General features: G+C 56.9%; 21 protein-coding genes and 2 pseudogenes. 10 read left to right on the top strand and 13 right to left on the bottom strand.

From position 1 onward, the window contains the following. Positions 1-11: 11 nt before the first annotated feature. Positions 12-689, bottom strand: a complete 678-nt coding sequence (locus ACIQUH_RS11525; protein WP_400814971.1) for a hypothetical protein — start codon at positions 687-689, stop codon at positions 12-14. Between the two features lie 80 nt (positions 690-769). On the opposite strand from ACIQUH_RS11525, the gene ACIQUH_RS11520 reads away from it, so the two are divergent. After that, the gene (locus tag ACIQUH_RS11520) at positions 770-2,008 is read left to right on the top strand and encodes an IS1182 family transposase (RefSeq protein ID WP_400814969.1); all 1,239 of its coding nucleotides are present in this window, start codon (positions 770-772) and stop codon (positions 2,006-2,008) included. Between the two features lie 6 nt (positions 2,009-2,014). After that, positions 2,015-2,209, top strand: coding sequence for a transposase (locus tag ACIQUH_RS11515; protein WP_400815201.1), 195 nt, complete (start codon positions 2,015-2,017; stop codon positions 2,207-2,209). Between the two features lie 254 nt (positions 2,210-2,463). Here the strand turns inward: ACIQUH_RS11515 and ACIQUH_RS11510 are convergent, their stop codons facing one another. The 3 genes from ACIQUH_RS11510 to ACIQUH_RS11500 all read right to left on the bottom strand — a co-directional run bounded on the left by ACIQUH_RS11510 (position 2,464) and on the right by ACIQUH_RS11500 (position 5,149). Beyond that, complete coding sequence (locus ACIQUH_RS11510; protein ID WP_400815199.1) at positions 2,464-3,009, bottom strand: cysteine hydrolase family protein; 546 nt, start codon at positions 3,007-3,009, stop codon at positions 2,464-2,466. A gap of 168 nt (positions 3,010-3,177) precedes the next feature. After that, the gene (locus tag ACIQUH_RS11505; protein WP_400814967.1) at positions 3,178-4,362 is read right to left on the bottom strand and encodes an MFS transporter; all 1,185 of its coding nucleotides are present in this window, start codon (positions 4,360-4,362) and stop codon (positions 3,178-3,180) included. A 7-nt stretch (positions 4,363-4,369) separates the two neighbouring features. After that, a complete protein-coding gene (locus tag ACIQUH_RS11500) occupies positions 4,370-5,149 on the bottom strand; it encodes an MBL fold metallo-hydrolase (protein WP_400814965.1) in 780 nt (259 codons plus the stop codon). 97 nt (positions 5,150-5,246) lie between these two features. On the opposite strand from ACIQUH_RS11500, the gene ACIQUH_RS11495 reads away from it, so the two are divergent. Next, positions 5,247-6,272 carry a GlxA family transcriptional regulator gene (locus ACIQUH_RS11495; RefSeq protein ID WP_400814963.1) on the top strand — a complete coding sequence of 342 codons (1,026 nt, stop codon included), beginning with the start codon at positions 5,247-5,249 and terminating at the stop codon, positions 6,270-6,272. Positions 6,273-6,422: 150 nt separating this feature from the next. Here the strand turns inward: ACIQUH_RS11495 and ACIQUH_RS11490 are convergent, their stop codons facing one another. The 4 genes from ACIQUH_RS11490 to ACIQUH_RS11475 form a co-directional block, all read right to left on the bottom strand. Further along, positions 6,423-7,697: an IS1182 family transposase gene (locus ACIQUH_RS11490; RefSeq protein WP_400814961.1), complete on the bottom strand. Its 1,275-nt coding sequence runs from the start codon at positions 7,695-7,697 to the stop codon at positions 6,423-6,425. A gap of 106 nt (positions 7,698-7,803) precedes the next feature. After that, positions 7,804-8,904, bottom strand: a complete 1,101-nt coding sequence (locus ACIQUH_RS11485) for a serine hydrolase domain-containing protein (RefSeq protein WP_400814959.1) — start codon at positions 8,902-8,904, stop codon at positions 7,804-7,806. A 110-nt stretch (positions 8,905-9,014) separates the two neighbouring features. Continuing rightward, positions 9,015-9,569, bottom strand: a complete 555-nt coding sequence (locus tag ACIQUH_RS11480; RefSeq protein ID WP_400814957.1) for a recombinase family protein — start codon at positions 9,567-9,569, stop codon at positions 9,015-9,017. Between the two features lie 380 nt (positions 9,570-9,949). Then, positions 9,950-11,077: a branched-chain amino acid ABC transporter substrate-binding protein gene (locus tag ACIQUH_RS11475; protein ID WP_400814954.1), complete on the bottom strand. Its 1,128-nt coding sequence runs from the start codon at positions 11,075-11,077 to the stop codon at positions 9,950-9,952. Between the two features lie 186 nt (positions 11,078-11,263). Here ACIQUH_RS11475 and ACIQUH_RS11470 point away from each other — a divergent pair, with 186 nt between their 5' ends. The 4 genes from ACIQUH_RS11470 to ACIQUH_RS11455 are packed head-to-tail and all read left to right on the top strand — an operon-like array spanning position 11,264 to position 14,831. Continuing rightward, entirely contained in the window at positions 11,264-12,184 is a 921-nt protein-coding gene (locus ACIQUH_RS11470) for a branched-chain amino acid ABC transporter permease (RefSeq protein WP_400814951.1), read from the top strand. 1 nt (position 12,185) lies between these two features. Beyond that, positions 12,186-13,355: a branched-chain amino acid ABC transporter permease gene (locus tag ACIQUH_RS11465; protein ID WP_400814948.1), complete on the top strand. Its 1,170-nt coding sequence runs from the start codon at positions 12,186-12,188 to the stop codon at positions 13,353-13,355. Next, on the top strand, positions 13,352-14,137 hold the full coding sequence (locus ACIQUH_RS11460; protein WP_400814946.1) for an ABC transporter ATP-binding protein: 786 nt from the start codon (positions 13,352-13,354) through the stop codon (positions 14,135-14,137). The genes ACIQUH_RS11465 and ACIQUH_RS11460 overlap by 4 nt, the downstream gene beginning before the upstream one ends. Next, entirely contained in the window at positions 14,130-14,831 is a 702-nt protein-coding gene (locus ACIQUH_RS11455) for an ABC transporter ATP-binding protein (protein ID WP_400814944.1), read from the top strand. Before ACIQUH_RS11460 ends, ACIQUH_RS11455 begins: the two co-directional genes overlap by 8 nt. A gap of 370 nt (positions 14,832-15,201) precedes the next feature. Here the strand turns inward: ACIQUH_RS11455 and ACIQUH_RS11450 are convergent. Then, positions 15,202-15,298, bottom strand: a pseudogene (locus tag ACIQUH_RS11450) (transposase); the annotation flags it as partial. Between the two features lie 622 nt (positions 15,299-15,920). Here ACIQUH_RS11450 and ACIQUH_RS11445 point away from each other — a divergent pair. Continuing rightward, positions 15,921-19,598 (top strand): EAL domain-containing protein, encoded by a 3,678-nt coding sequence (locus tag ACIQUH_RS11445; RefSeq protein ID WP_400814942.1) that lies wholly within the window; start codon positions 15,921-15,923, stop codon positions 19,596-19,598. 103 nt (positions 19,599-19,701) lie between these two features. On the opposite strand, the gene ACIQUH_RS11440 is transcribed toward ACIQUH_RS11445, so the two are convergent. Continuing rightward, a complete protein-coding gene (locus tag ACIQUH_RS11440) occupies positions 19,702-21,117 on the bottom strand; it encodes a purine-cytosine permease family protein (protein ID WP_400814940.1) in 1,416 nt (471 codons plus the stop codon). A gap of 394 nt (positions 21,118-21,511) precedes the next feature. On the opposite strand from ACIQUH_RS11440, the gene ACIQUH_RS11435 reads away from it, so the two are divergent. Further along, positions 21,512-21,796, top strand: coding sequence for a hypothetical protein (locus ACIQUH_RS11435; protein WP_400814938.1), 285 nt, complete (start codon positions 21,512-21,514; stop codon positions 21,794-21,796). Between the two features lie 17 nt (positions 21,797-21,813). Next, positions 21,814-22,045, top strand: a pseudogene (locus tag ACIQUH_RS11430) (IS630 family transposase); the annotation flags it as partial. 82 nt (positions 22,046-22,127) lie between these two features. On the opposite strand, the gene ACIQUH_RS11425 reads toward ACIQUH_RS11430, so the two are convergent. The 3 genes from ACIQUH_RS11425 to ACIQUH_RS11415 form a co-directional block, all read right to left on the bottom strand. Then, complete coding sequence (locus ACIQUH_RS11425; RefSeq protein ID WP_400814936.1) at positions 22,128-22,721, bottom strand: beta-class carbonic anhydrase; 594 nt, start codon at positions 22,719-22,721, stop codon at positions 22,128-22,130. A gap of 370 nt (positions 22,722-23,091) precedes the next feature. Next, the gene (locus ACIQUH_RS11420) at positions 23,092-23,574 is read right to left on the bottom strand and encodes a chemotaxis protein CheW (RefSeq protein ID WP_400814934.1); all 483 of its coding nucleotides are present in this window, start codon (positions 23,572-23,574) and stop codon (positions 23,092-23,094) included. Next, positions 23,574-25,496 (bottom strand): methyl-accepting chemotaxis protein, encoded by a 1,923-nt coding sequence (locus ACIQUH_RS11415; protein ID WP_400814932.1) that lies wholly within the window; start codon positions 25,494-25,496, stop codon positions 23,574-23,576. Before ACIQUH_RS11415 ends, ACIQUH_RS11420 begins: the two co-directional genes overlap by 1 nt. Positions 25,497-26,333: the final 837 nt, after the last annotated feature.

Below are 26,333 nucleotides of genomic sequence, written 5' to 3'. Positions count from 1 at the left end.
ACGGAGGAAATTCATCGGCACTGCCACCGAGGTACGCAGTTCTGCTCTGGAAACCCCGCGACGGAGAAACGCTCATTTATCTCGGAGAGCTCTTGATCGTTGACCAAACTCACCATCCCATTCCCCGCGCTGGAGCCATTCCTTGCAGATTCAATTCGGGTGAGAATAGGTTCTAGCCGTTGAGCCAGTTCCGAGGGCAATGACGGGCGAACATTGGCCAGATCGGCTGATAGACACAGGAGAGCTTCCTCTTCCGAGAAATCGTCATCTAGCAGGTGATCGAAGTCGGCACAGGCTTCAACGAGTTTGATGTACGCAAACTCGGCAAATGATCGGGCGCACCATTGGAGTTTGCCGGAATCATGAAAGATCAAAGCGACCGGAGCCGTGTCAGGCGTAATAGGAATCAGACTGTAGCAGTCACCAGCGCCGCCCCGCCCGAAGGGCAGAAAGCGCATGCCGTTTTGACGATCGGGATTTAACCACCGACCGATATTATCTTGCGATTGATCCGCATTGAGCCATTGAAAATCATAGATGCTGGCAAGAGCCGGCGGTGAATTGAGCATCCGTTCCCGCCACGTCTCCTGCCAGTTTTCATAAACGGTCAGGCCACCTTCCACCCAATGCACCAAGAGCATTGGGAGAGGAATTCCCGTTCGGTCAGAAATCGATTGATAGCTATTCATCGCATCACGTTTCTCGTCTGTCGCAAAATTCCCGCAGGCGGCCTAAAAACCTCAACGGAGATTCCTTACGCTAGCCTGCCATGATATATTTCTCCATGGCACATCTACTAGGAACAGACCGCTCACAACTACTCCTTCTGCCTGAATCAGTGGACGATTATGTCGGACCGGATAATCCGGTTCGCTTCATCGAAGCCTTCGTTGATGGCCTTGATCTTGCCTCTGCTGGCTTCGAGCGCGTGACGGCGAAGGAGACGGGTCGTCCGGGTTTCGATCCTGCCGATCTGCTTAAGCTGTACGTTTACGGGTATGTCAACCGGGTGCGTTCGAGCCGGCGGCTGGAGGCCGAGACGCATCGCAATATCGAGGTGATCTGGCTGCTGCGGCACCTGAGGCCGGACTTCCGCCGGGTGAACCGCTCCGCGTTTCGGCAGGTGTTTCGCGAGTTCGTCATCTTATGCCGGCAACTCGACCTGTTCGGCCGGGAGTTGCTGGCCGTTGATGGCACGCGCATCAAGGCGGTGAACAACAAGGATCGCAACTTCACGCGCAGGTCGCTGGCGAAGTTCATCCGTGAGGCGGACGAGAAGCTGGCCGACTATATGAAGCGGCTCGACGAGAGCGATGCCGATGAGGGCAAGGTTGGCGGCGACACTGGTCCTGACGGTCGTGGCGGCGACCTTGCGGAGAAGATCGCGGCGATCAAGGGCAAGCGGGATCGCCACAAGGCGCTGCTGGACGAGCTGGATCGCACCGGCGAGGACCAGATCTCGCTGACCGATCCCGATGCCCGCGCCATGGTGCGCATGACCAAGGTCGGCGTCGGCTACAATGTCCAGCTCGCCGTGGATGTGAAGCACAAGCTGATCGCCGAACAGGAAGTCAGCAACCAAGTTCTCGACATGGGGCTGCTGGCGCCGACGGCCGCGGCGGCGATGGAGACGCTGGAGGTCAAGCGCATCGAGGCAGTCGCGGACCGGGGCTACTTCAAGATCGAGGACATCGAGGCCTGCGAGAAAGCGGGCGTCACCGCTTATGTGCCCAAGCCGATCCGCGGCCCCGCCGTCGCTCAAGGCTTCTTTTCCAAGGAGGACTTCCGCTACGATCTGGAAAAGGACGTATATCTCTGTCCCGGTGAACATGTGCTTTCGCCGCGTCATTTTGGTAAATCGCGCGATAATGTGAGGATCGATTATGTCAATCGCGATGCTTGCAAGGCGTGTCATCTGCGCGAACGCTGTACCAAAAGCTTCCGCCGCGTCTCACGACTGGAGAACGAAGCCGTTCTCGATCGCATGGCGGCGCGGCTTGCCGCCTGACCGGACATTCTCGACCGACGACGCGAAAGCGTCGAGCTTCCCTTCGGCACGATCAAGCAATGGATGAACCAGGGCGCATTCCTGATGCGTCGGCTCGACAATGTTCGTGGCGAGTTCAGTCTGACCGCGCTTGCCTACAACATCCGGCGAGCCATCACTCTCATCGGCGTTTCCGGTCTGATAGCGGCACTACGGGCATAAGATGCCTGCCTTGTCTTGCGCTGTCACTGGCAAAAAATGGGCCTGCCACACGCCATCAAGGCCGCCCAAGCGCCCCCGGAGACGGAAAATCCTCGAAATTGACTAAACTGCTGCCGTACACGCCGGGAACAAGCTAACCTCTATCACGCAAAGAGTTCTCGGACGGTCTGCGGGAGTTTTGCGACAGGATGGCAATATTTCAGATGCCCCCAATAAGAACCCGGCTGGCAGTGCCAGCCGAAATTTGATCCTGATCAGCTAAAAGCTACCTCGCCCGTTTTTTTCACTTCGGCATAAGCGAAGGCGAGAGCAGCCATGTATGCGGCATGAACGTCCGCAGCCGCAACGTTTTTACCATCGAACTCCAGATTCCGCGTTGCGCAGGCGTCCGCCACGACCGTCACGCCATAACCCAGATCGGCAGCGGCGCGGGTCGTGGCGTCAATGCACATATGGCTCATCGCACCGACGATCACGACATTGGTGATGTCTTCCGCATCCAGTACGGATTTCAGATCGGTGTCGCGGAACGAATTGGGGTAGTGCTTGGTGATGACGGTTTCGTCGGCCTGCGGCGTCATTTCGGGAACGATCTCCGCACCCTCGGTGCCCGACGCGAAAAAGGGCGCACCGGCAGGGTTTTCGTGACGAATGTTGATAACCTTGACGCCAGCAGCGCGCGCGGCGGCAACGATCTTAGCGGCATTGGCGACAACTTGATCGATCCCTTCGAGCGCGAATCGGCCCGAGGTCAGGTAATCTTTCTGTAGATCAACAACGATAACGGCGCGTTTGCTCATGGTGTTCTCCTTGGTGCTTGAGGTCTGGGCGGCAGTTCTGCCAGCCCGCTTGCGACAATGAAAGTTCTGCGATTGAGCATTCAGGTTTTCACGATCTGTTGATTTCAATGTCGCGATCCCGCATTGCCAAGGGCAGAGGCGGGATCGACAAAATTCATGTCAATAACGTCACCATGCCGGCTGAGCCGTCCTTGTTTCACGAAACAGCCGCAGCACCGCCAGTGCGGCAAGGATTGGCGGGAAGGCCAGCCAACAGACCACGGCCCATCCGTAATGCAACAGCACGCCGCCGGAGAGGAATGATCCGACCATCACCGTTCCGAAGACGATGAAGTCGTTGAGCGCCTGCACGCGGGCGCGTTCATCGGGGCGATGGGTGTCGAGCACCATTGCCGAAGCACCGGCGAAACCGAAGTTCCAGCCGACACCCAGCACCAGCAGCGACAGGGTGAAATATGCGAATGTCTCGCCCACTAAACCAATGGCGGCAGCGGCAGCGGTGACGATCAGCCCCGCAACCGTGACCCGCGCCGCGCCCAACCGGGTAATCAGCCAGCCGGTGCCGAAGCTTGGCGCATACATCGCGACAACGTGCCACTGCACAGCGAAGTTCGCCTGATGCTGCGGCATGTCATGCATCCGCATGGCCAGCGGCGCGGAAGTCATCAGGAAATTCATCAACAGATAGGTGATCGCGCCCGATGTGACGGCGGCGATAAACAGCGGTTGGCGCGCTATGATGCGCAGTGAGCGCCCCGCCGAGACGACGATACCCGGACTCGGGAAGTTTGCGCCGGCCAGAGTGATCATCCCGGCCAAGGCAAAGAACGCTGATGCAAGATAGGTGCCGGCGAAGTCATGGCCGGGGATGAGGCTCATCGTAGCCGTCACCATTTCACCGCCCAAAACACCAGAAACGACGCCGCCGGCTAGCACCGTCGCCAGCGCACGGGCGCGCGCGCCTTCGGGAACGCATTCCGCTGCGGCAAAGCGAAAGCTCATCGCCACGGCCGCCAGTATTCCGCCCAGAAGCGTCGCCACGCAAAAGAGGGCAAAGGAGCCGACGATAATCGCCGCAGTTCCGGTCAGGCCGGAAAGGATACCGAGTCCCGCGCCCAAAAGGTAGGTCGTGCGACGGCCATACCGCGCGGTGACATAGCCAGCGGGTAAGGTGCTTCCCGCCATGCCAGCGATCAGGATCGAGACCGGCAGCGTTGCCAGCGCCGGGTCGGGCGCGAGATCGGCACCGACGACCGCGCCGGTGGCGAATATTGCGGTGGTTTGAGCGCCCGTCAGCGCCGCTGCCACCGCAAGACGCCAGATAGCAGCGCGCCCATTTCCGAAGATGGACATGATAGCCTCAAAGCTTGATGGTTTCACCGTCTGCGGGGATCAGCAGGTTGGTGGTGTAGCCGTGTGCGTCGGAATCCTCACGCAGCGCAGCGCGCGTCAGTTCAGCATGGTTTACCGCTTCCATATGGCTGGCGATGACAGTGGCCTTGGGTGCGGCCTCGCAGACCTTGCGAACGTCCTCGGTGCCCATGATGATTGGGCCGACGCCGAACCAGTGCGCGAAGCCAGCATTCACGACGATGGCGTCCGGGGTGTAATTCTTGAGGTTCTGCGCGACAAAATCGTTCCAGATCGTGTCGCCTGCGATGTAGAGCGTCTTTTCTTCCGGGTGGCGGAAAACCACCCCCATCACATCGCCCATCAGCTTCGCCGCTTCATCGGAACCGTGCTGGCCGGGGGTTTTGATTAGCGAGACACCGTTGAACGTGGTTTCGGTGGTCAGAATACGCACGTCCTCGAAGCCCTGACCCCGGATCGCTTGGGCATCGGACTCATTCTGCACGAACAACGGAAGGTGCTTCGGCACCAGACGAATTGCGGCTTCGTCCCAATGGTCGTCATGGGTGTGGGTGACGATAGCGGCGTCCACATCGAGAATCTGCGCCATTGGTACGACCAGTTCAGCCATCGGATGGCGCGGCACATCGGTAGGATCGAACTGCGCGGGGTCGATCTTTCCGGCAAAGCCCGGATAGGCTCCCTTTTCGGCCAGCACAGGATCAATGAGGAAGCGTACGCCGCCGAAGTCGAGGCGAAGTGTGGCATTGCGGATTTGCGTGATCTGCATGAGGTCGTTCCGTTGTTTATGGTTTGCAGCCTCTAGCTAAAGATCGAAGGCGCATACTATAAGTGGCGAGAACGACAAAGAAGAGGTTGGTATAGACATGACGGATCAAGTCACGGAAATCGGGCTTATCCTTTATCCCGGCGTGCAGATGGCGGCGGTGCTTGGCATGTCGGACCTGTTTGGCGCCGCGAATGGCGTCGTGGCCCGGCGGCGACAGGGTGCCGCGCGGGTGCTACGGATCGCGCACTGGCAGGACGGTGTGCGTATCCACGACACCTTGCCCGAGGCCGAAACCACACCCGCCGTTCTGATTGTGCCGCCGTCCTTCGGTGAGCCGATTCCGCGAGAGGCGGCGCTGCTCCATGCTGATTGGCTCCGTAAGTGTCATTCGAACGGTGCGGCGCTTGGTTCCATCTGTACTGGGGCGTTCGTGCTGGGTGAGACACGGCTATTGGATGGTCGCACAGTAACGACGCATTGGACCTTCGATGAACAAATGCGGGAACGCTTTCCAAAAGTGCGGCTGGATTTGGATCGCATGGTCATCGAGGATGGCGATATCATCACGGGCGGCGGCGCGATGTCATGGGTCGATGTAGGGCTGAAGCTGGTGGATCGCTTCCTCGGTCCTGACGTAATGGTTGAAACGGCGCGCACGCTTCTGGTTGATCCACCACACCGCGAGCAACGCTACTACAGCGGCTTCGCCCCGCATTTGTCGCATGGCGACGCGGACGTGCTGAAGGTGCAGCATTGGCTGCAAGCGACCGGCGCGAGGGAGATAGAGCTTTCACGTCTGGCCGAGGAAGCCGGATTGCAGGAGCGAACCTTCTTGCGCCGATTCAAAAAGGCAACGGACCTTACGGCAACCGAATACATTCAGCGCCTGCGCATATCCAAGGCACGCGAGTTGCTGCAATTCGGTTCCCTGACGGTTGATCAGATCGCTTGGGAAGTCGGCTATGGGGATACGAGTGCTTTCCGAAAGGTCTTTACCAAGATAGTCGGGCTGACACCGGCCGGGTATCGACAGCGTTTTCGCGTTTATGTGAGCCAAACAGGCAAACAAAAGGAACCTCGACGCGGACGTAAAATGTCGCAGAACTCCTACAGACCGTCCTAAAACGCTGCGGGCATGGCCCCTGCGTGGGCGAGATCTTGGTCGGAGAGCTTTCCAGCAATTTCCAGGGATCGGCGTTTGGCAGCAGCATATGGCCTCAATGGAGCGCTGCTGGACGGCATTCATATGCTCATAAGGCGGATTTCAGGGCGATCATGCCTTCACGGCGGCGATCAGGTCCGGCGCGCCGATGATGGTGATGGCCCTTTTGATATTGTAGGCGAGCGCGGTCAGGCTGAACTCTCCTCGTACGTTCTCCAGCCGACGCATCAGGAATGCGCCGCGATTCATCCACTGCTTGATAGTGCCGAACGGATGCTCGACGCTCTCACGCCGCCGGTCGAGGATATCCGGCCGGACAGCGAGCCGTGCCGCCATGCGGTCGAGAATGGCTTCGTTCTCCAGTCGCGAAACGCGGCGGAAGGTTTTGGTGCAGCGTTCGCGCAGATGGCAAGCCTTGCAGGCGGCACGATTGGTATAGTCGATCTTCACATTGTCGCGTGACTTGCCGTAATGGCGCGGCGAGAGCACCTGGTCCGCGGGGCAATGGAAAATGTCCCTGACCGGATCGTAGCGGAACTCCTCCTTTGAGAAAAAACCCTCGCGCACTGCAGGACCGCGAATCGGCTTGGGCACGTAGGCAGTGATGCCCGCGGCTTCGCAGGCTTCGATGTCCTCGATCTTGAAGTAGCCGCGGTCGGCGACAACCTCGATCCGCTCGACGCCAAGCGCCTCCATCGCCGCCGCGGCCGTCGGCGCCAGCAGCCCCATGTCGAGCACCTGGTTGCTCACCTCTTGTTCGACGATCAGCTTGTGCTTCGTGTCGACGGCGAGCTGGACGTTGTAGCCAACACCGACCTTCGTCATGCGCGCCATGGCGCGGGCATCCGGGTCCGTCAGCGATATCTGGTCTTCATCTGTATGGTCCAGTTCCTCGATCATGGCCTTGTGCCGGGCGCGCTTGCCGCCGATCGCTGCGATCTTCTCGGCGAGCTTGCTATCGCCAGAACCATTGCCAGCGCCTGCACCATCTTCGTCGGCATCGCCTTCATCGAGGCGCTTCATGCAATCGATGAGCTTCTCATCCGCCTCATGGATGAACTTCGAGAGCGAGGCACGCGTGAAGTTGCGATCCTTGTTGTTGACCGCCTTGATGCGTGTGCCATCGACCGCCAGCAGTTCCCGCCCGAAGAGGTCGAGCTGGCGGCACAGGATCACGAATTCGCGGAACACCTTCCGGAAGGCCGAACGGTTCACCCGTCGGAAGGCGGCGATGGTGCGGAAGTCCAGTGTCAAGCGCCTGAGCAGCCAGATCGCCTCGATGTTGCGATGCGCTTCGGCCTCCAGGCGGCGGCTGGAGCGTACCCGGTTCAGATAGGCGTCACGACACGAAAGTGATCGATCTGTCCGACATTTGAGAACGAACAAAGAACTGGATGCGCCCGACGGCGTTCAGCCTAAAGCCGCAAGACGATTTCCCAATCCCAAATGTCAATGGTGTTTAACCGTCAGAGGAACGGAAAGACGCCCCCTTTCACGTCTTAGCGAGGCTGGGCAGGAACACGTCGAACAACAGCGCGGCAGGTGCCATCCACTGATCCGGGGAATTGTAATTGCCGGTGGTGATGGCGAGGACAAAGTCAAAACCGGGGAAGACGAACAGCCGTTGCCCACCGTTGCCGAACGCAGCGATGAAACGCTCGCCATAGGTTCCTGTCTTGTCTGTTATAGCCTCCTCACCGAGATACCAGAGATAACCATAATGCATTCCCCGCCAGCCAATATCAACGATGGCGGCAGGCTGGAAACTTTCATCGAGCCAGGATTTTGGAATGACATTGCGGCCTTGCCACTCGCCGCCCTGCAAGATCACCTGCCCGATGCGGGCCAGTGAACGAGGCGACAGCCGTAGCCCCGATGCAGCCGATGGCTCACCATCCTGGCCTCGGATCCATTCCATGGCGTCGATGCCGAGGGGATCAAACAGCACTTCTTTCGCGAAGTCCGGTAAACTCTGCCCGGTGCCTCGCTCAATGATCTTGCCAATCAGCGCAACCGCTCCGCCGCTGTAAATCCAGCCTCTTCCCGGTTTGGCAAGGATCGGCCGATCCAGGATGAAGCGATAGCGATCCGGCGCTTGCTCCATGGCAATCTCGCTATTGGCAGGATCGGTGTAGGGGGCGTCTTCGTTCCATTCCATGGCCAGCGTCATGGTCAGTGCATGGCGAATGGTGATACGCTCGCGCTCGGGATCACGGCCAAGATCAGCATATTCGGGAAACTGCGCGATGATCGGCTCGTCAAGCGCCGGCACTCGCCCCTTAGCAAGCGCAATACCGTAGAGCAGACCGACGATGCTTTTCGTAACGGATCTGATGTCGTGAAGGGTTTCCGGCCCGAACTTCACATTTTCTAGCGTCTGTCCCCACTTCATGTCGTTGCCGTCGATATAACGTTCAAAGGCGATACGACCGCCGCACAAGGCGACAACTCCGTGCACACCCGATAACTTTCCGCTTTTCGCCAGATCATCGAAACGCCTTGCGGGGTCGGATTTGAACTCTGTCTCACCCGAAGCGGCAACCTGCCAATCGGTATGCTTTCCGTCCGCGATGGCTGGGATCGTACTGACCACTATCGTTGCTCCCATGTACTTGAGGATCTCTCTTCGATTTGCTCGGATCATCATTGGCAACCTATCAACTTGGCCGTCTTGCAAGCCAGCTTTCAGCTTCGGCGACAGCGCTATTTTTCAACCTTGAGAGCTTCATAAAGCGCGGTCTTTCCAATTTTGACACGCGCGGCAGCTTCGCGCACGTTGAGACCGGCCGCCAGATGCTGACGGGCTTTGGCAAGCTTGTCAGGCGTGACTACTGGCTGACGGCCCCCGCGCCGACCGCGGTCCTCGGCGGCTTGCAGCCCGGCGCGCGTCCTCTCCCTGATCAGATCACGCTCGAATTGCGCGAGAGCCCCGAACAAATGGAACACCAGACGACCGCCCGAGGTCGTGGTGTCTATGTTTTCGGTGAGAGACTGGAAGCCAACACCCTTGGCCTCCAATTCGGTGACTATCTCGATCAGGTGCTTCATCGACCGACCGAGACGGTCGAGCTTCCAGACCGTCAGCGTGTCGCCGTCACGCGCATAGCGGATAGCGTCAGTCAGGCCGGGCCGATCGGTCTTCACACCCGATGCCTTGTCCTCGAACAGCTTCTCGCAGCCCGCCTTCTGCAAGGCATCAAGCTGCAACGCTGTATCCTGGTCCCCGGTCGACACCCTTGCATAGCCGATCGCCGTCATAATGTCTGATCTGTCCGCTTTCTCGTTCAATTCGGACAATGTCCGATTTGCCGTTAGATGGCAAGGTTTACGGACAAAATCTGTGGAAACCGCGAAACGCTCATTGCGTGCGACGGCGCCGTGTCGTTAACGACGACAGTGGCGCAGGCCGGGAGCTATAACACTGTTATTGTATAACATATCGCATAACCGAATTTATGGAACTGAAGCGAATGCAATCGTGTGCGAGCCGACCGATTGGGATCACGCTGTACGTGTTGGCTACAACCAATCCCTGTTTCAATGTGTTTTTTTGCCGCGATCGTCCGCGATCGCGGCAACACAGTCTGCTTATCTGTCTGCGGAAAACCACGACAGTTGGGCCTGCACAGCCACAGGGTTCACATCTTCTGCCACTTGCCGTCGTGCACGACATACAGATCGATCTCGACAGCCATCTTGGTCTGCCCTGTCTCGTCGAAGGAGACAGATCCCAAGATGCCCTTGTGCTCGATCGAACGGATCGCCAGCGCAAGTGCCTCCTTATCCTGGGTGCCTTTCTCCTTGATGACCTGAAGAAGGATCTGGGTAGCCTCATAAGCGTACTTGGCATAAGAACCTGCCGGATCGGAGTAACCCTTGGCTTGATAGGCCTTATTAAACGCTTCGAGTTCAGGGTTCGACTGAACGGCAGGTGTTCCTACGATCGTTCCTTCGGCCGCGGCGCCCGCGATCTCGATGAACTTGGGATCATAGATTCCGGAGATGCCATACATCGGCAAGTTGCCCATGCCCAAGTCCGCCATCTGGCTCCGCACCAAAGCGGCCTCGGTGACCACACCACCGAAATAGATGGCGTCTGGTTTGGCCGCCTTAATGGTCGTCAGGATCGAGCGAAAGTCGGTCGTTCCGATGGCAACCGCGTCGCTGGAGAGGATCTCGCCGCCGGCCTCAGTGAAGAACTGGCTGAACCACTTGGTGTTGGCAACGCCGTAGTCCGTCGTGTCGGATATCACGGCGATCTTCTTAACCTTACCACCAGTGGCAATCGCCTGGGCCAACGGTTTGTTTTCGTTGACCAGCGTAGGCGTCACGCGGGTCACGTTCGGCAGATTTTGCTCGGTGATCTTCGGGCTGACGGCGCCCCAGACGATGAATGGGAGCTGGGCGCGATTGAAAACCGGTATGGTGGCAAGTGCGACAGAACTGTTCCAGTGACCAATCGCAGCCACAACCTCGGGATCGTTGATGAGCTTCTGCGCCGCGGAAACGCCTACTGCTGGATCAGACGCGTCGTCGAGCACCACCCCCTCGACCTCATATGGATATCCCGCAGCCATGGCCTCATCGATCGCGAGGAGGAAACCGTTGCGAGCGCCCAAGCCTTGTTGTGCGTTCCCACCCGAGAGAGGGCCAATGAACCCGAGCTTTATCTTTTCGGCATGCGCCTGCGAGAATCCAAGCGCGAACACGAGAGCGGTCGCATAAAGTCCGTAGGAGACTTTTGCAAATAATTTTGTCCTGAACACAGTTCCACCTCATCTGTTTTTCCCGCCACCGTGGCGGTCCGGATGCTCGTCGTTGGCACCAGCGGGCACAGTATTTTGAGGTAGAGAGCACCGAAATTCGAAAATTGCGATCTGTTAATTAGAAGATTCTTTATGTCCGCTGGGGGTAACGGATGATATCTCTCTTCGTGAGGATGGAGGAGACCCATGACAGAGCTAATCGTACAACAATTGATCAACTGGATAACGCTTGGAAGCATATATGCGCTTCTGGCGATTGGTTTCAGTCTTATATTCGGAATTCTGAACGTTATCCACTTTTCCCATGGAGACGTTTCCATGACGGCGCCGTTCATAGCTTTGGGTGTAAGCCAATCTATTGTCATTTTCATTGGCGCATCCGCGCCGGGACTGATTTTAATCTTTTCGGTGATTGCCGCCATATTAATCGTCGGACTGATTGGCATCCTCCTCGACAAAATCATTATTCGCCGCTTTCGTGAGGCGCCTGCGATGATGGCACTCGTCGCTACCGTCGCTCTGGGAATCGTTGTCCGCGAGCTCATCCGTCACATCTATCCGCAGGGCTCCAATCCCCAAGCCTTCCCGCGACTCGTTTCCGGCACCGCGTTCGAAGCGGCCGGAGTGTCGGTCAGCTGGTTTTCATTGCTTGTGGCTGTTTTGACATTCGTCATCGTTGGATCGCTCTTTGCCTTCCTGCGTTACACAGGGCTCGGTCTTCGAATCCGTGCGGCTTCGCAGGATAGAGTTGTCGCACGACTGATGGGTATCCGGGATACGAACGTTTTTCGGGCGACGTTCTTTATCGCCTCCTCCATAGGGGCAGTCGCCGGCCTGCTTTTTGCGAGCTATGCCGGTGTGACTCGGTTTGACTTCGGTGTCATGGCCGGTCTCATTGGCTTCTCTGCAGCAGTGATCGGAGGCCTCGGCTCAATGCCAGGGGCTATCCTTGGCGGATTGATCATTGCCGGCATTGAAGTACTTGCCCAGACCCTTATCGCGGATGGGGCCTCGTACCGGCTCGTACTTGTATTCCTTCTGGTGATCGTGGTTCTCGTCCTGCGCCCAAGTGGAATCCTGGGGCGCGTAGTCATGGAGAAGGTCTGACATGCAGAACGAACGGCACACTCCAACCAAAGCCATCGCGGCGCTCGTCAGCGTGGTCGCCCAGATCGGCGGCGCTGCCTATCTCTACTCGATCCTCAAGGCCGACGACGGCTGGGAGGTCCTTGCGCTTCTCGCATTGCTCGGACTAGGGTTCCTGGCCCTTGAGAAGTGGCCCAAGATCGCTGAATACATGATCTCCTCGGTATCCACCGCTCGCATTTCCACCGTCATCACCGCAGTTGCGATTGTGCTAGGATTCCCGTTCCTCGTCGGAACCGACACGTACGTGTTACATCTCTTGATCGTCGCTCTTTTGTATGCGGTGCTCGCTCTCGCGTTGAACTTCCAACTCGGAAGCGCCAATATCCCGAACTTCGCCACCGGCGCGTCCTATGGCATCGGCGCATACGTTTCGGCTCTGTTGGCTATCAATTTCGGTGTGAGTTTCTGGCTGACACTGCCAATCGCGGCTTTGGCCGCCACTCTGTTCGGGTTCTTGATCGGTATCCCCTCGATGCGTACGCGCGAGACATATCTGGCCCTCGTGACTATCGCATTCGGGGTTGTTGTCCAGCAGCTCTTGAACAATTTCACCTGGACGGGCGGCGCAAACGGGCTGGTTGGCATTCCTGCTCCAAGTCTGTTCGGCCATTCGTTCGCCGATCCGATCTACGTGCTTGGCTGGAAACTGCCAAGCCAGGCGAATTTCTACTATCTTTCGGCCGCACTCGTGGTCGTTGCCATCGCAACCGCCAAACGCCTGCATGAATCGCGGATCGGTCTTGCCTGGAACGCTCTTCGGGCGGATGAGATTGCTGCGAAGGCACAGGGTATCAACGTTGCGTGGTTCAAGGTGCTTGCATTTGCAGTCGATGCTTTTCTCGCAGCCTTCGCCGGCACGATCTACGCGTTCTATGTGTCCTACATTTCGCCTGACAATTTCACTTTCCTGGTGTCGGTGACGATCATGACGATGGTCATCGTGGGCGGCATGGACAACATCTTCGGTGTAATCGTCGGCGCGTTTCTCCTTACTATTCTGCCAGAAAAGCTCCGTGCATTTTCAGATTACCGTCTTCTCTTTTTTGGGGTTGTAATCATCGGGTTTTTGATGATCCGGCCGCAGGGTTTGTTCCCGCAGCGGATTAGACAGTATGGGAACGATCAATGACCATAGTACTCGACGTAGAGAATATTACAATGCGTTTCGGAGGATTGACGGCCGTAAAAGACGTCAGTTTCAAACTGCAAACCGGTGAAGTGCTTGCTGTGATCGGGCCGAACGGTGCAGGCAAATCGACGTTGTTCAACGTGATCACGGGCGTTTATCGTCCAACGGCGGGAAACGTGCACTTCAACGGGAAAGAGATCACAGGCAAACCGTCTCATGAGATTGTCAGACGCGGTATAGCAAGGACTTTCCAGTCGTCACGGCTATTTTCGGATCTCAGCGTGATCGACAACGTCATAGTCGGAATGCATTCACGAACGAAGACCGGCGTGCTCCGGGCCCTTTTCCATCCTGGGTTCTCTCGGAGAGAGATGGCAGCTTCGGTCAGAAAGGCGGAGGCGCTGCTGCTTAACAGTTCTGGCGATCTATTCGAACAGCGTTACCGTCCGGCCGGAGCGCTCGCACAGGCAGATCGACGACGTCTGGAAATCGCGCGTGCCTTGGCGTCCGAGCCCATGCTTCTCTTGCTGGACGAGCCTTCTGTTGGAATGGACGACAACGAGACGGATGCATTGATCAATGACATCAGACGTGTGCGAGCGGCCAACTCTAGCCTGGCCGTCGTCGTCATCGAGCATGATATGCGGGTGGTTGAAGCCTTTCCGGACCATGTGCTGTGTGTCGACTATGGCTCTCGCGTTGCCGAAGGCGGATTCGATACCGTTCGGAGTGATCCGCGCGTTCAGGAAGCTTATCTGGGAAAGGCTGCTGCACATGCTTGATATCAGGAACGTCGATACTGCCTATGGGTCTGTTCCCATGTTGCGCGGGCTCGAGCTGGCGGTTCGACCGGGAGAGCTCGTTTGTCTGCTTGGCCCAAATGGCGCGGGCAAGACAACAACCTTCATGACCATTTGCGGGATTGTTCGCGCCCGTCGTGGCGCGGTCCATGTCATGGGCAACGATATAGCAAAGATCGGTACGGAGAACCTCGCAGGGTTGGGTGTTGGTGTGGTTCCCGAAGGTCGTCGTCTCTTTCCGGGTCTCAGTGTGCTAGAGAACATCCGTTTGGGATATGATGCGGTGTCCAATCACGGAGATCAGTTCGACAAGCAGTTGGATCGGATGTGCGAACTGTTTCCTCGGATTCGTGAAAGGCTGAAACAGGCCGCGGGTACGCTGTCGGGTGGTGAGCAAGCAATGGTTGCGCTTGCTAGAGCCCTGGTCGGAAATCCCAAATTCGTCGTGATGGACGAGCCGTCGCTGGGGCTTTCGCCGAAGTTGATCAGCGAGTATTTTGGGATTACGGCGGAAATACATCGGCGTGGCACAACTATTCTGCTCATCGAGCAAAATGCTGAAATGGGCCTTAAGATCGCTGACAGAGCCTATGTTCTCGTCAAGGGAAAAGTCGCGCAGGAGGGACCGGCCAAAGACCTTGCCGCGTCAAGAGTAACGGCCGGACTCTACCTATAGCGAAACGTATCTGTTCCCTTGCGATGGTGGCGAGGGGCCCGTGTTCACTCCGTGCTGGAGATGATCGGTACGCCGGCGAAACCGACAACCGCCGGAATCCGCTTCGGCCCGGCGATATGCTCGACCGCACGCCACCGCTCATCCGAAAGCCGTGATACTATCCGTCTTACGCTGCCATCTTGTATGCTACGCTCGATTCCGAGGGGATGGGGAAACCACCATGCTTGAACGGATAGTTTCATTCTGCCTCACTCTTGCTCGATCGCCATGATGACGATCGACGCCATGGCCACGCGCTTGCTGCAACATGTTCGCGTTGCGGGCCATGGCGTTTTTAAGCCTCGCCATTTCCCCCGTCGAATATCACGCTGATCCAGTCGGCCATGGTTGAACTGGCTGAGATCGATGCCTTCGCGAGTGTAAATTTCGGACTGGCGATAGAGCGGAAGATGATCGCAATATTTGGTGCTCATTCTCTATGCCACATGCGAGACGCTCAACTTATTTGCCGATGAGGAGCGGATCCAGCAGATGGTTGCGATGGCCGACGGTTTTTGCCGGCTGCACGACTTCCTCCAGGATTCGCCGTTTGCGAACCTAGTATACCCGCTACGCCTGTATTTCTATTTTTGTAAAGGGACCGTCAATACCTCCGCATTGTGTCCATTTTCCGCTTGTTGCATCCAAATTCTGCACTTCCTCTGAGCACTACGCCATGACGTAGAGCATTGTTAACTTACTTCGTGAGATTCATGTTTTGTCGAAAGCAAGGCAGCCGTTATTGGCGACCGGATTGCCTTGGAGTGGAGATGATCTGCTTCTTCGACGGCCGGTCGGTTTGACCGGCAAAAATCTATGGGCTGGAATTTTCCGTCCGCGTTAGTCTTTCAGCGGATGGTGTGCGCTGGACCTCTCGCCAAGCAATGGTTTCTAGAAGGGATCGTTCCTTCAGCAGCCAGGACAAGGAAGATGTGCTAGCACCTCGTTCTTCAAAGCTGTTTCGTTTGAACCAACTGTGCGAGCAGGCTACCCGCGGAATGAAAGTCGTCGATCGATGCCGTCTCGCAACAGTTATACGGAGGTATGAAGATGACCGCAAAGGCAGGCACGGTGCAAAGGAGTGGTCTAGATGAACACGTCCCCCATTTTACGCCAAGCGATCCATCGGCTGCACCCGGCGCATGGTCGTTCGACCTGCAGAGCGGGACGATATGGTGGTCGCAGGAGATTGACCGATTCCACGGTATTTCTTCTGATGATGGCCATGCCGCCGCGGTAACTTCGACACACTCAGCGCTTTTGTCTTGGATGCAGGCGGTTGCACTGCGTTCCATGACGCCAAATGCAGGCGGTCAGTTCGAGCTTGATGTCGATATCCGAGCTGCCGGAAAGGCAACCAAGACCCTCCGCTTCTGCTGTATTCTGGGAGCTCAGGGTTTTCCTCCCCAAAGACTATTTGGCATAGCCTTCGAAAAATCCGAACGGGCTGGCATCCCCCTCCTCCCGACTACGCCACCGGCCACGAAACGCCTCACGGAATTCAACAGTTCCCAGGAATTCGCGATCGAGGCGACCGAAATCGGTATTTGGGAGTGGGACGCTACAAAGGGAGAGGTGACCCACGTCGAAAACTGCCTGGGGTTGCTTGGTCCGGGGTCGGAGGACATGCGAACACAGCGCAAGGGTTTTTCCTACAACGATTGGTCGGACCTGCTTCATCCCGAAGACCGGCAGCCCCACGAGGCTGCCTTCACCGCCTATCTTCAAGGAAACAGCGCGATGCTCGACGTCGATTGCCGTATCTTGCGCGCAGACGGCTCCTATCGTTGGTGCAATACACGCGGCAAGGTAATCGAGCGGGATGCACAAGGTCGGTCAACCCGGGTGGCCTTTGTCTTTCGAGACATCCATCGCTGGAAACTGACAGAACTCAAATCGACGGAAAACGAAGCGCTTTTCCGAGGCATTTTCGAAAACACCCGTCGGCTAGTGGCGTTGATTACTCCCGAAGGGAGAAACATCTTCACCAATCCCGCCGGTTACGCCTTCACCGGACTCGTCGAAGATGAGACGAGTGCCGTCTATTTCTGGGAGGGCGACCGGTGGCTAAACGATGGCGATCGAGCGCTGGTTAAGGATGCTGTGCAACGTGCAGCGGCCGGCGAGACCGTTCAGTTCGAGATCAGCCAACGAGCCGGCAACGGTGAGATCATAGCGAGCGATCTTTCCGTCGCCCCGATCCGTGATTCCTGCGGTAAAGTCACGCTACTTTTGCCCGAGGCCAATGACATCACGGGGCTGAAGGCGACCCAACAAGCGTTGAGCGCCTCTGAACGCATTTTCCGAGAAGTTTTCGAATTCGGCCCCATAGGTGCCGCGATCATAGACATTCATGGCTGCTGTCTTCGGGTGAATGATGCCTTCGCCAATCTACTAGGCTACACAGTGGCAGAACTTTCCGACCTTCGTTCGCACGACGTCACCCCCGCCGGCGACATTAACATTGATCTGCCCGCCATGGAGGCCTTGCTGAAAAAGGGCGATGGCCGGGTCATGCTGACCAAGAAGTACATACATCGTGATGGCCACATCATTGACGCCCGCGTTGCGATGAGGGCGATTTCCGGAGATATCGAACAACCGGATGAAACGCTGCGGTTTCTCGCGTTCATTCAGGACCCAACCGAACTGCGAAAGACGCAGGCGGAGCTTCACACCTCACGACTGCGTTCGGAACTTGCATTGGAAAGCGCAGGAATTGGCATATGGGAATGGGACGCCAAAACCAACAACGGGTTTTATTCGCAGCGTACCTGCGAGATTCTCGAGGTCGAGCCGAATGAGATCATCTCGAAAGAGGCCTGGTTCGCCCTCATCCACCCCGAGGACCTGCCAACTTATACAGAGATGCGGACGCGACATCTGGAAGGTGGACAGTCCATACATCGGGCAGAAATTCGGATACGTCGGAAGGATGGCACCTACCGATGGGTCGAAGATCTGGGCAAAGTCGTCGAACGGAGTGAAGACGGATCTCCGAAGCGGGTCGTCGGGACATTTCTGGATATCCATCATCGCAAAATCATGGAGGAAATGCTCAAGCGCCAATCGTATGAGCTGAGTACTCTGGTGGAGCATTCTCCAGACGGCATCATCCGCTATGATCGGGAGCTCCGACGTCTTCACGCCAACCCCGCGATGCGACGTTTCATGGGGGGGGTCGATCCAGCAAGCGTGATTGGCCAACCGTTCGTCGAAGAAACAATCATCTACGATCCGCCTACCTACCTCGCCACTTTAAAGAATATCTTTACATCCGGGCGGGAAGCGGAACTGGAGGCCCGCTATCTCTCGTTGGAAGGAGAACAGCGCTGGCTTCACGCGCATTTCACACCAGAAATCGACGGCTACGGCGAGGTATCGACCGTGCTGGTACTGATACGCGACACTAGCGAGATAGTACGGCAGCGCGAAAAAGTTCAGGAACTCGCCTTCTGCGACCCTCTAACGGGCCTGCCCAACCGCGCGCGCTTCAACGAGAGATTTGGGAGTGTTCTCGCGGAGGCTTCCTCCGCCACACAGGGCTTCGCGCTCATTATTGTCGATCTAGATAACTTCAAGGACGTCAACGATACGCTCGGTCATGCTGCGGGCGATGAACTGCTCCGGAAGGTGACCACGCAGCTTTCCTCGGTGCTTCATGACGGTGACATGCTTGCCCGCCTTGGCGGCGACGAGTTCGCCATTCTTCTCGAAAACGTGCGCGCTCGGGACGAGCTTGCAAAAGTCGCAGACCGGTTGCTTGGCTGCGTGCGACAACCATTTCATATTGGGGAGAGGGACCTATTTGTCTCAGCAAGCTTCGGCATTGCTTCCCATCCCGACGACGGAACGACAGGTGACGATCTCTTCGCCCGGGCAGACGCCGCGCTGTACGAGGCCAAGGCGCGGGGTCGGAATAACTACCAATTCTATGATCCGGGGTTTACAAAGAAGATCGAGTTGCGTCTTAGGCTGGGCAATGCTCTTAGGACTGCGTGCACCAGAAATGAGTTGGAATTGCACTATCAGCCCAAGATAGAGCTTGAAACAGGACGTGTTGTCGGAGCCGAAGCTCTCTTGCGCTGGCGGCACCCGGAATTTGGACTGGTGATGCCGAGCACCTTCATCCCCATTGCCGAAGAGAACGGCACTATCATCGAAATCGGCGACTGGGTAATCCGCAATGCGGCACGCACAATAGCTGATTGGAACCGCGGCCGAAAGCATCCGCTAAAGGTTGCCGTCAACCTCTCGGCCCGACAATTCGCTGCAAATGATCTCGCTTGCCAAATCCAAGCAATCCTGAGCGATACTGGCTGCCTTGCCGACTGGGTTGAGTGTGAAATAACAGAGAGCCTTCTGTTGGAAGATTCGCTGCATGTGCAAGCGTCGCTTGAGAAGCTGCACGCGATCGGTATCTCCATTGCTATCGATGATTTTGGCACCGGCCATTCCGCCCTTTCCTGCCTCAACCGCTTTCCGATCGACGTCCTGAAGATCGATCGATCTTTCATTGTCCGCATGAGTCAACATCCGAGAGACAGGGAGTTGGTGAGTGCCTTCATTTCGATTGCCAGCGCGCTGGGCATGACGACAGTGTCCGAAGGCGTAGAAACCAGGGAACAGGCCGACGCCCTGATTGAACTCGGTTGCAGAGTCGCTCAGGGCTATCTGTTCGGCAAGCCTGTGCCGCAGAACGAGTTTGTCGAGATCATGGGTGAGTGAGATCGTTCGCATCAACTGTGACGACATTCTTGGGGAGTAAACCCGTCACAAACTCGAAAGGCGGGCAAAACCCGCCTCTCAACGTAATCCGTTCACTATCAGCTTAGTCGCGAACGTATTTCTTCGCCAAGACGTAATAGACTACACTAGGGACGATCAGACCAACGATCCAGGCTACGTCATACCCAAGCTTCCCGGCGATCGATCCCGTGTAAAACATCTGATTGATGAACGGGATCTGGCATACGCAACCGATCAGGTAGGAAATCATCCCGATCTTGTTCACTCTGCCGTAACGACTGTTCGGCTTGAACAGGCTCTCGGCGTCGTACTTGCCGTTACGAATGCAATAGTAGTCGACCAAGTTCACCGCAGACCAAGGAATGAGGAACGTGATGAGGAAGAAGATGAAGTTCTCATAAGCCAAGACAAAGTCGGTTGAGGCGATAGCGGCAAGACCGCCACCGATGTTTCCCAGAACGATGATCAGGGTATTTCGTGTAGTCTGGGAGGGAGACGAGGTACGAAACACCGTCGTAGTGATCGTCAGCGTCGACATGAGTGAGCCGTAGATGTTGAGGGAATTGATATTGATGACACCCACGACCAGCACGATCAGGGTAATGATCTGAAAGGGTGCTCCGAGAGTGTTGGCGACGTTCGCCGTTGCCTCGATCGTACTAACATTCGCAAAAGCAGCCTGAACGCCGGCACCCAATGTCATGATCCAGAGCGCGCTGGCACCTGCCCCAGCGTAGGTGTACCAAAAAGCGTGGCTGGTTTTGGTAGAGCGCGGAAGATAACGCGAATAGTCAGCAACATAAGGTCCATAGGAAATGTAATACGCCGCGACGATCGACAGTACCATCATAAACGCAGTCATTTGGAAGGTATCAGTTGCTACAGCTGTGCTGGACGGAAAAGACGACCAGCCCTTAACGAGCGCGTATGTCAGGACGCCGAACACGAGGATGTAGATCGGTACCAATATCCGTGCTACGACGTGCATCATCTTGTAGCCGAAAATCGCCAGCAAGATTGCCATGATTGTGACGATTGCTACGCTTGCCGCCTTCGAAAGCCCCAGCAGAATTTGTAGCGCTTGGGCGCCGATAACGCATCCTCCCGCATAAAATCCAAGGTACATCGCAACGACGATCAATAGTGGGAAGTTTGCACCGTAAAAGCCGAACTGCGCCCGGCTCTGGATCATTTGGGGGAGACCAAGGCTCGGGCCTTGAGCAGAGTGGTACGCCATGAAGACGACCCCGATGAGCGTACCAATCAAGATGGCCATGGTGCTCCAAAACAAACCGAGCCCGGTTGTCGATGCAATGCCACCTGTGACCAGCGTGATCGCCATCGCGTTCGCGCCAAACCAAAGTGAGAAAAGATCTTTTGCCGAACCCCGCCTTTCGGAGTCCGGAATATAGTCAATACTTCTTGTCTCGATTTTCAGTGCTTCTGCCGAACTGATTGCAGCATCGGTGGAAGTTGTTCCAGGTATTTTCGCGTTCATTTAGCTCCCCTTCGGACTTTGATTGGAACGAGCGCGCCGACATGATGCCAGCTGTTTTCAATAAGCCCGACGTGATCGGGATCTGTTCTGCTTCCTTCAAAGGCGTGCTTGTTCCTGCTTGGCCCCGTAACTCGGCTCGTGCGAGCCAAGCTGGTTTATGACCTTCCCGCTTCGCGCACCCGAAAGGGTGGACATTTCAATGAAGGATAAAGCTCAGTGCGCTTTTGCGGAAAAGAAAGATTAACCGTTGCTTTAGTTCAGTTTTTCCGACGCTGCTCAGGCGATCGGGGGCCTGTATTGATAAATTAGACCAGATGAGCGTTTACGGCGGCAAAGCCGTTAGGTTTTCCTTGTCAAACGGATTGGTTTGGAAAGGCAGAAGCTTATTGAAAGAATGGTTTATGTCGGCCTTGATGTTCACGCTGAGACGATTGCCGTTGCGACAGCGGATGATGGCCGGAATGGTGACGTGCGGTTTTACGGCACTATCGAAAACAACGCTGATGCAGTTTTACGACCAACAAAACGGCTTTCGGCTACAGGTGCGCGACCGGTGTTTTGCTACGAAGCAGGTCCGTTGTCGCGCTGGAGATCGGTTAGGACAGATGGGCGCAATGCGGAAATGCTGGCACGGTTGATGGGCCCGAGCATTGCGATGATCTTCGATTGCGCGTATTGAAAGCGGCTGCGGCGGGCATGTCTGCACACTAGGCTGCCGCCCGGTTCGGGGTCGGAATTTCGACGGCAATCCGCTGGATTGCCAGAGTGAAAAACGGCGCGCCGGGATCCCCGCCGGAGGGTTGGAGACGATCCTCGATCCTGGACGCGCCCGAGGTGTTTGTTGTCGATATGATCTACGACCGTAAAGGACGCGACGCTCGATGAAATGGTCGAGCGCCTGTCCGTTGAGCGGCAGGTCAGCGTCTCAACACGACCACGTTGGCCACTTGATGCCGTTTGAAAAGGGCTGTTCACCTCATCAACTTCGGGCCGACGGAGCCACGGTGGTATCAGATGGGCATTCCCGCATCATTGGCAGCTTCCACCGAATTGAGTTTGCCCGTGCGCACGTCGAAAATATAGCCATAGATCGGGATATGGCCCGGCACCAAGGGATGTTCGCGAATGCGTTGCACGTCGTATACGACGCTTCCCTCAACACTCGTTATCGTGTGCCATTTCAGGAATCTACCGTGCGAACATCCCTGACCGTGTATAGGATTTGTCCATGTTTCGCCGTCGAAATTTGCAGTATGGAGACTATCGGCGAGTAGATCGCCCATTATTTCGTCGGTAAAAAGTTCCATACCACAGTTGGTGTGATGAATAACAAACCATTCGCGTGTGCCAAGCAACTTGTGGGAAATCACAAGCGAACGAATAGCGTCGTCGCTTGCCCTCCCACCCGCATTCCGAATAACATGAGCGTCGCCCTCGGACAGTCCGGCATACTTAGCCGGATCCAGTCGGGCGTCCATGCATGTCAGAATGGCAAAGCCTCGCGCTGGTGGCAGTTTTAGCTTTTGCTTCTCCCCAAAGCTGCCTGCGTACAGCTCATTGGCAGCCAGTACCTCATTGTGGATTTGTGACTTTGCGACAACCATCGTCTCTCCTGGACATTCTAACTCCTCAAGGAGTCGCTCCAAAGTTCTCGGCCGCAGAATGACTTGTTGCCGTTTAAATCGAGAGAAATAGTAATCTAAAGCCGCTAACTTGAGGAGGAAATTTTGCCCCTCGTTCTTGGCCGTGGTGAAAACCCGTCCGTATTCTGACTACTGTCGTTTTCGGGCAGTTGCAGCCGACTGGCTGTGCCCAAAACAAGTGGAACTGTCAGACGCAACCAATACTGTGTCAATATCAAGAATTTCATATCCATGCGCGTGCCAATGGCTGGTTGACCTCTTGCATCGGGTTAATTCATTCATTGATGTCACCCGTAGCCCGGAAAGACGGCGTGCTGAGCGATACGGGCCGTTAGGCGGCATTCGCCGCATCATCAAGGTTGACGAACATGTGATCGAGGTCGAGGAAACAGACCATGCCATGATCGAGAGGGATGATGCCGTAGGAGAAAGCGGGGTCGAAGGCGGCCCCGAAATCGGGCACAGGCTGGATGCGGTCGGTTCCGATAGACAGGATATCAGAGACCCGATCGACCACCAGGCCGAGAACACCTTGCCCCACCTCAACAACGACAATGGCGCTACGGCTGGTGTCGATGGAGCTTGGTACCCCGAGCTTTGCCGCCAGTTCGATCACCGGAATGACCGAACCACGCAGGTTCATCACCCCGAGGACATGGCGCGGTGCATGGGGCAGCGGTGTGGCCGCTGCCCATCCCCGGATTTCCCGGATCGAGGTGGTTTTGATGCAGAACTGCTGCTCACCCAAGTGGAAGGCAATGATTTCCAGCGTCGCATTCGTAGGAAGGTTGCCACCGTGATCCCTATCGTTCATCAGAATTCCTCCCATGTGGAGGGGGCCGCGGCAGTCGCGGTCCGGCCACCGCCGAACGCACCGGCAAGTTTTTGACCAAGGGCACGGGCGGGTGAAGCGACCGGCTTCGCTGTTTCGCCGGCAGCCCGCGGTCCTCTGGTACCGTCGAGTTTGAAGCGGGCGACGAGATCGCGAAGCTTGGTGGCCTCCTGCGCGAGGCTCGAAGCTGCTGCGGTCGCCTCTTCCACCATCGCCGCATTCTGCTGTGTGCTCTGGTCCATCGAGTTGACCGCGGTGTTGATCTCGGCCAGCCCGGTGGACTGCTCCTTGGCGGAGACGGCGATCGAGTTCATGTGGCTATTGATCTGGCCGATGAAACCGCCGATGACGTTCAAGGCCTCGCCGGTATCACGCACCAGCTTGACGCCGCTTTCGACTTCGGTGGTCGAATTCTGGATTAGCCCCTTGATCTCCTTGGCCGCCTGGGCCGAACGCTGGGCGAGCTCACGCACCTCCTGCGCCACCACCGCAAAGCCCTTGCCGGCATCACCTGCCCGCGCTGCCTCGACACCCGCGTTCAGCGCCAGCAGGTTGGTCTGGAAGGCGATTTCGTCAATGACACCGATGATGTTGGAGATCTGCTGCGAGCTCTGCTCGATGCGTCGCATCGCCTCTTCTGCATGCGACACGACTTCAGCAGACTTGGTGGCGCTGTAGTTTGCCTGGGTCGCCACCGTGCGGGCCTCTTCCGTCAGCTTTGTCGACGAGCCGACATTGGCGACGATCTGATCGAGAGCTGCGGCAGTCTCCTCGAGGGCGGCGGCCTGCTGTTCGGTTCGTTTGGCGAGATCCTGTGCGCCGGATGCGATCTCACGGGTGCCGTTGTCCATCGTACCGATGCTTTCGGCGATGGAGGATAGTGCGGTACCAAGCTGACGGATCGACTGGTTGAAGTCCTGGCGCAGCGGCTCGAAGTCTGGTGCGAAAGCGTCGTTTAGGTGGAAGGCGAGGTCGCCGGCCGCGAGCCGCTTCAGGCCGGCGGCGAGATTGTCGGAGGCAAAGCGCAACTCTTCGGCTTCGCGCTCGGTGCGTCGCTGGACGTCTGCCCGCTCCGCTTCCTGGACACTGCGGGACTGCGTCGCCTCGTGCTCCAGATGCGAATTGGCGATGGCGTTCTGGCGGAAGACCTCGACGGCCTCGGCCATCGCCCCGATCTCATCCTGCCGTCCGGCGAAAGGAATTGGCGACTCAGCGTCGCCGGATGCAAGTTTGCGCATCGCTGTTGTGATCCGGGTGACAGGGTTCGCAATCCCGGTAACTGCGAAAGTTACCCCACCAATTCCGAGGAGAATGGAGACGCCGCAAAGGACATAGACGAGATTGAGGGTACTAGTCAGAAGCTGCTGAATTTTCGCGCCTGAGCGGGCAGCGCCCTCCTTGTTGATGCCTACAATCGTGTCGATTGACTTGTTGATTTCTGAGAAGTGAGGCCGCATTTCGCTAGCGATGATCCTCTTGGCCTCGTCTCGGTGACCTCCTGCCATAGCCGAAGTCAATCTGGTTCCTGCTTCAATGAGCTGATCCAGATCATGCCTGATCTTCGGCAATTCCGCCTTCTCGCCGTCCTCGGTGACAAACTTAGCGTAGTCGTCAACCGCCTTGGAAAAGCGTATCTTTTCCTCTTCGACTAGGTTTTCGGCAGCCTGCTCTTCCTCAGCCGTGCTTGTCAGCGCATTGCGGTTGAAGGCTACCCTTAAATCGGAGAGGGCCGTATCCATGTCCTTGGAGGTCTCAACACTAGGCATCCAGTTGTCGACAATTTCATTGCTGGCGGCGTCGATCCTCGACAGCGAACTGATCGATACCCAAGAGAGTATCGCGGTTACCAGGACCATTACGGCGGCGGAGCCGATGAGCGACAGTTTCACACTTGGCCGTTTCATTGTTTTTCCTCTTTGCGCGACAGCAACGTGCCTCTCGGATCTCAACGAAGAGCCGTGACACTTCCAGCTTTGTTTGTTGACTGACGCCCGAATCATTCAAGCGGCGGAGACGGTTTGACGGTGCGGCCGACACCCTCGGGCAGCACGCTTTTCAGAGCGAAATCATGCTCGATGCGGTGCGTGCGCATGACCACTAAGAGACTAGAAATATTAATAGAATCCGTTGCGCATCGAGCAGGAAAGACATTCCGTGCGGCGGTTGGATATCCGTGCGGCGGCTGGATATCCCAACTGAAAATGGATACATGCCTCCGGCGGGCAGCTTCAACCCCTAGCTAGACGCAGACCGCTTTCCGGCGTCGGCGGGCTTCAGGCCGGAGACGACCCTCTAGGTTGCCGAAAACCACCGAAGCAAAGGAAACTCCACACCAGACAGATCTCTTGCACGGAGTGCTGGTTTGAGCGGTCCAGCAGGTCGCTTCGAGTGGCGCGCAACCGAATCGCTTGGAGACCCCAAAGGCCCGGACAACTGCTGCAACTATCGTCGGGTGGGTGTTTGTCTAGTGCACCAGTGAGGCCGGATCCCTGTGACGTCAAAGCCCCGCCTTTACAAGCGCACCCGGCGGCGGTTGTCTCGCGCAATGGGTTTTGAAATCACTTAGCCGAGGTGACGAAAGCGCGGAACTGAGCCATCGGGTCCAACGGCGATGGTTGGCCCAGCCAAACGCAAAACACTCGGCTTCAGGATGGGCGCTCGGGCATTCGCCAGATGTAGCGCCGACTACCGGACAACCGCTGACGGACACCACAAGGAAGGGCCTTCGGTCTCGAACTAAG

Source organism: Agrobacterium sp. NPDC090283 (assembly GCF_044769685.1).
Classification (GTDB): domain Bacteria; phylum Pseudomonadota; class Alphaproteobacteria; order Rhizobiales; family Rhizobiaceae; genus Agrobacterium.
Note: the sequence above shows the minus strand (reverse complement) of the source record. Positions and strands in the feature narration are given on the sequence as shown.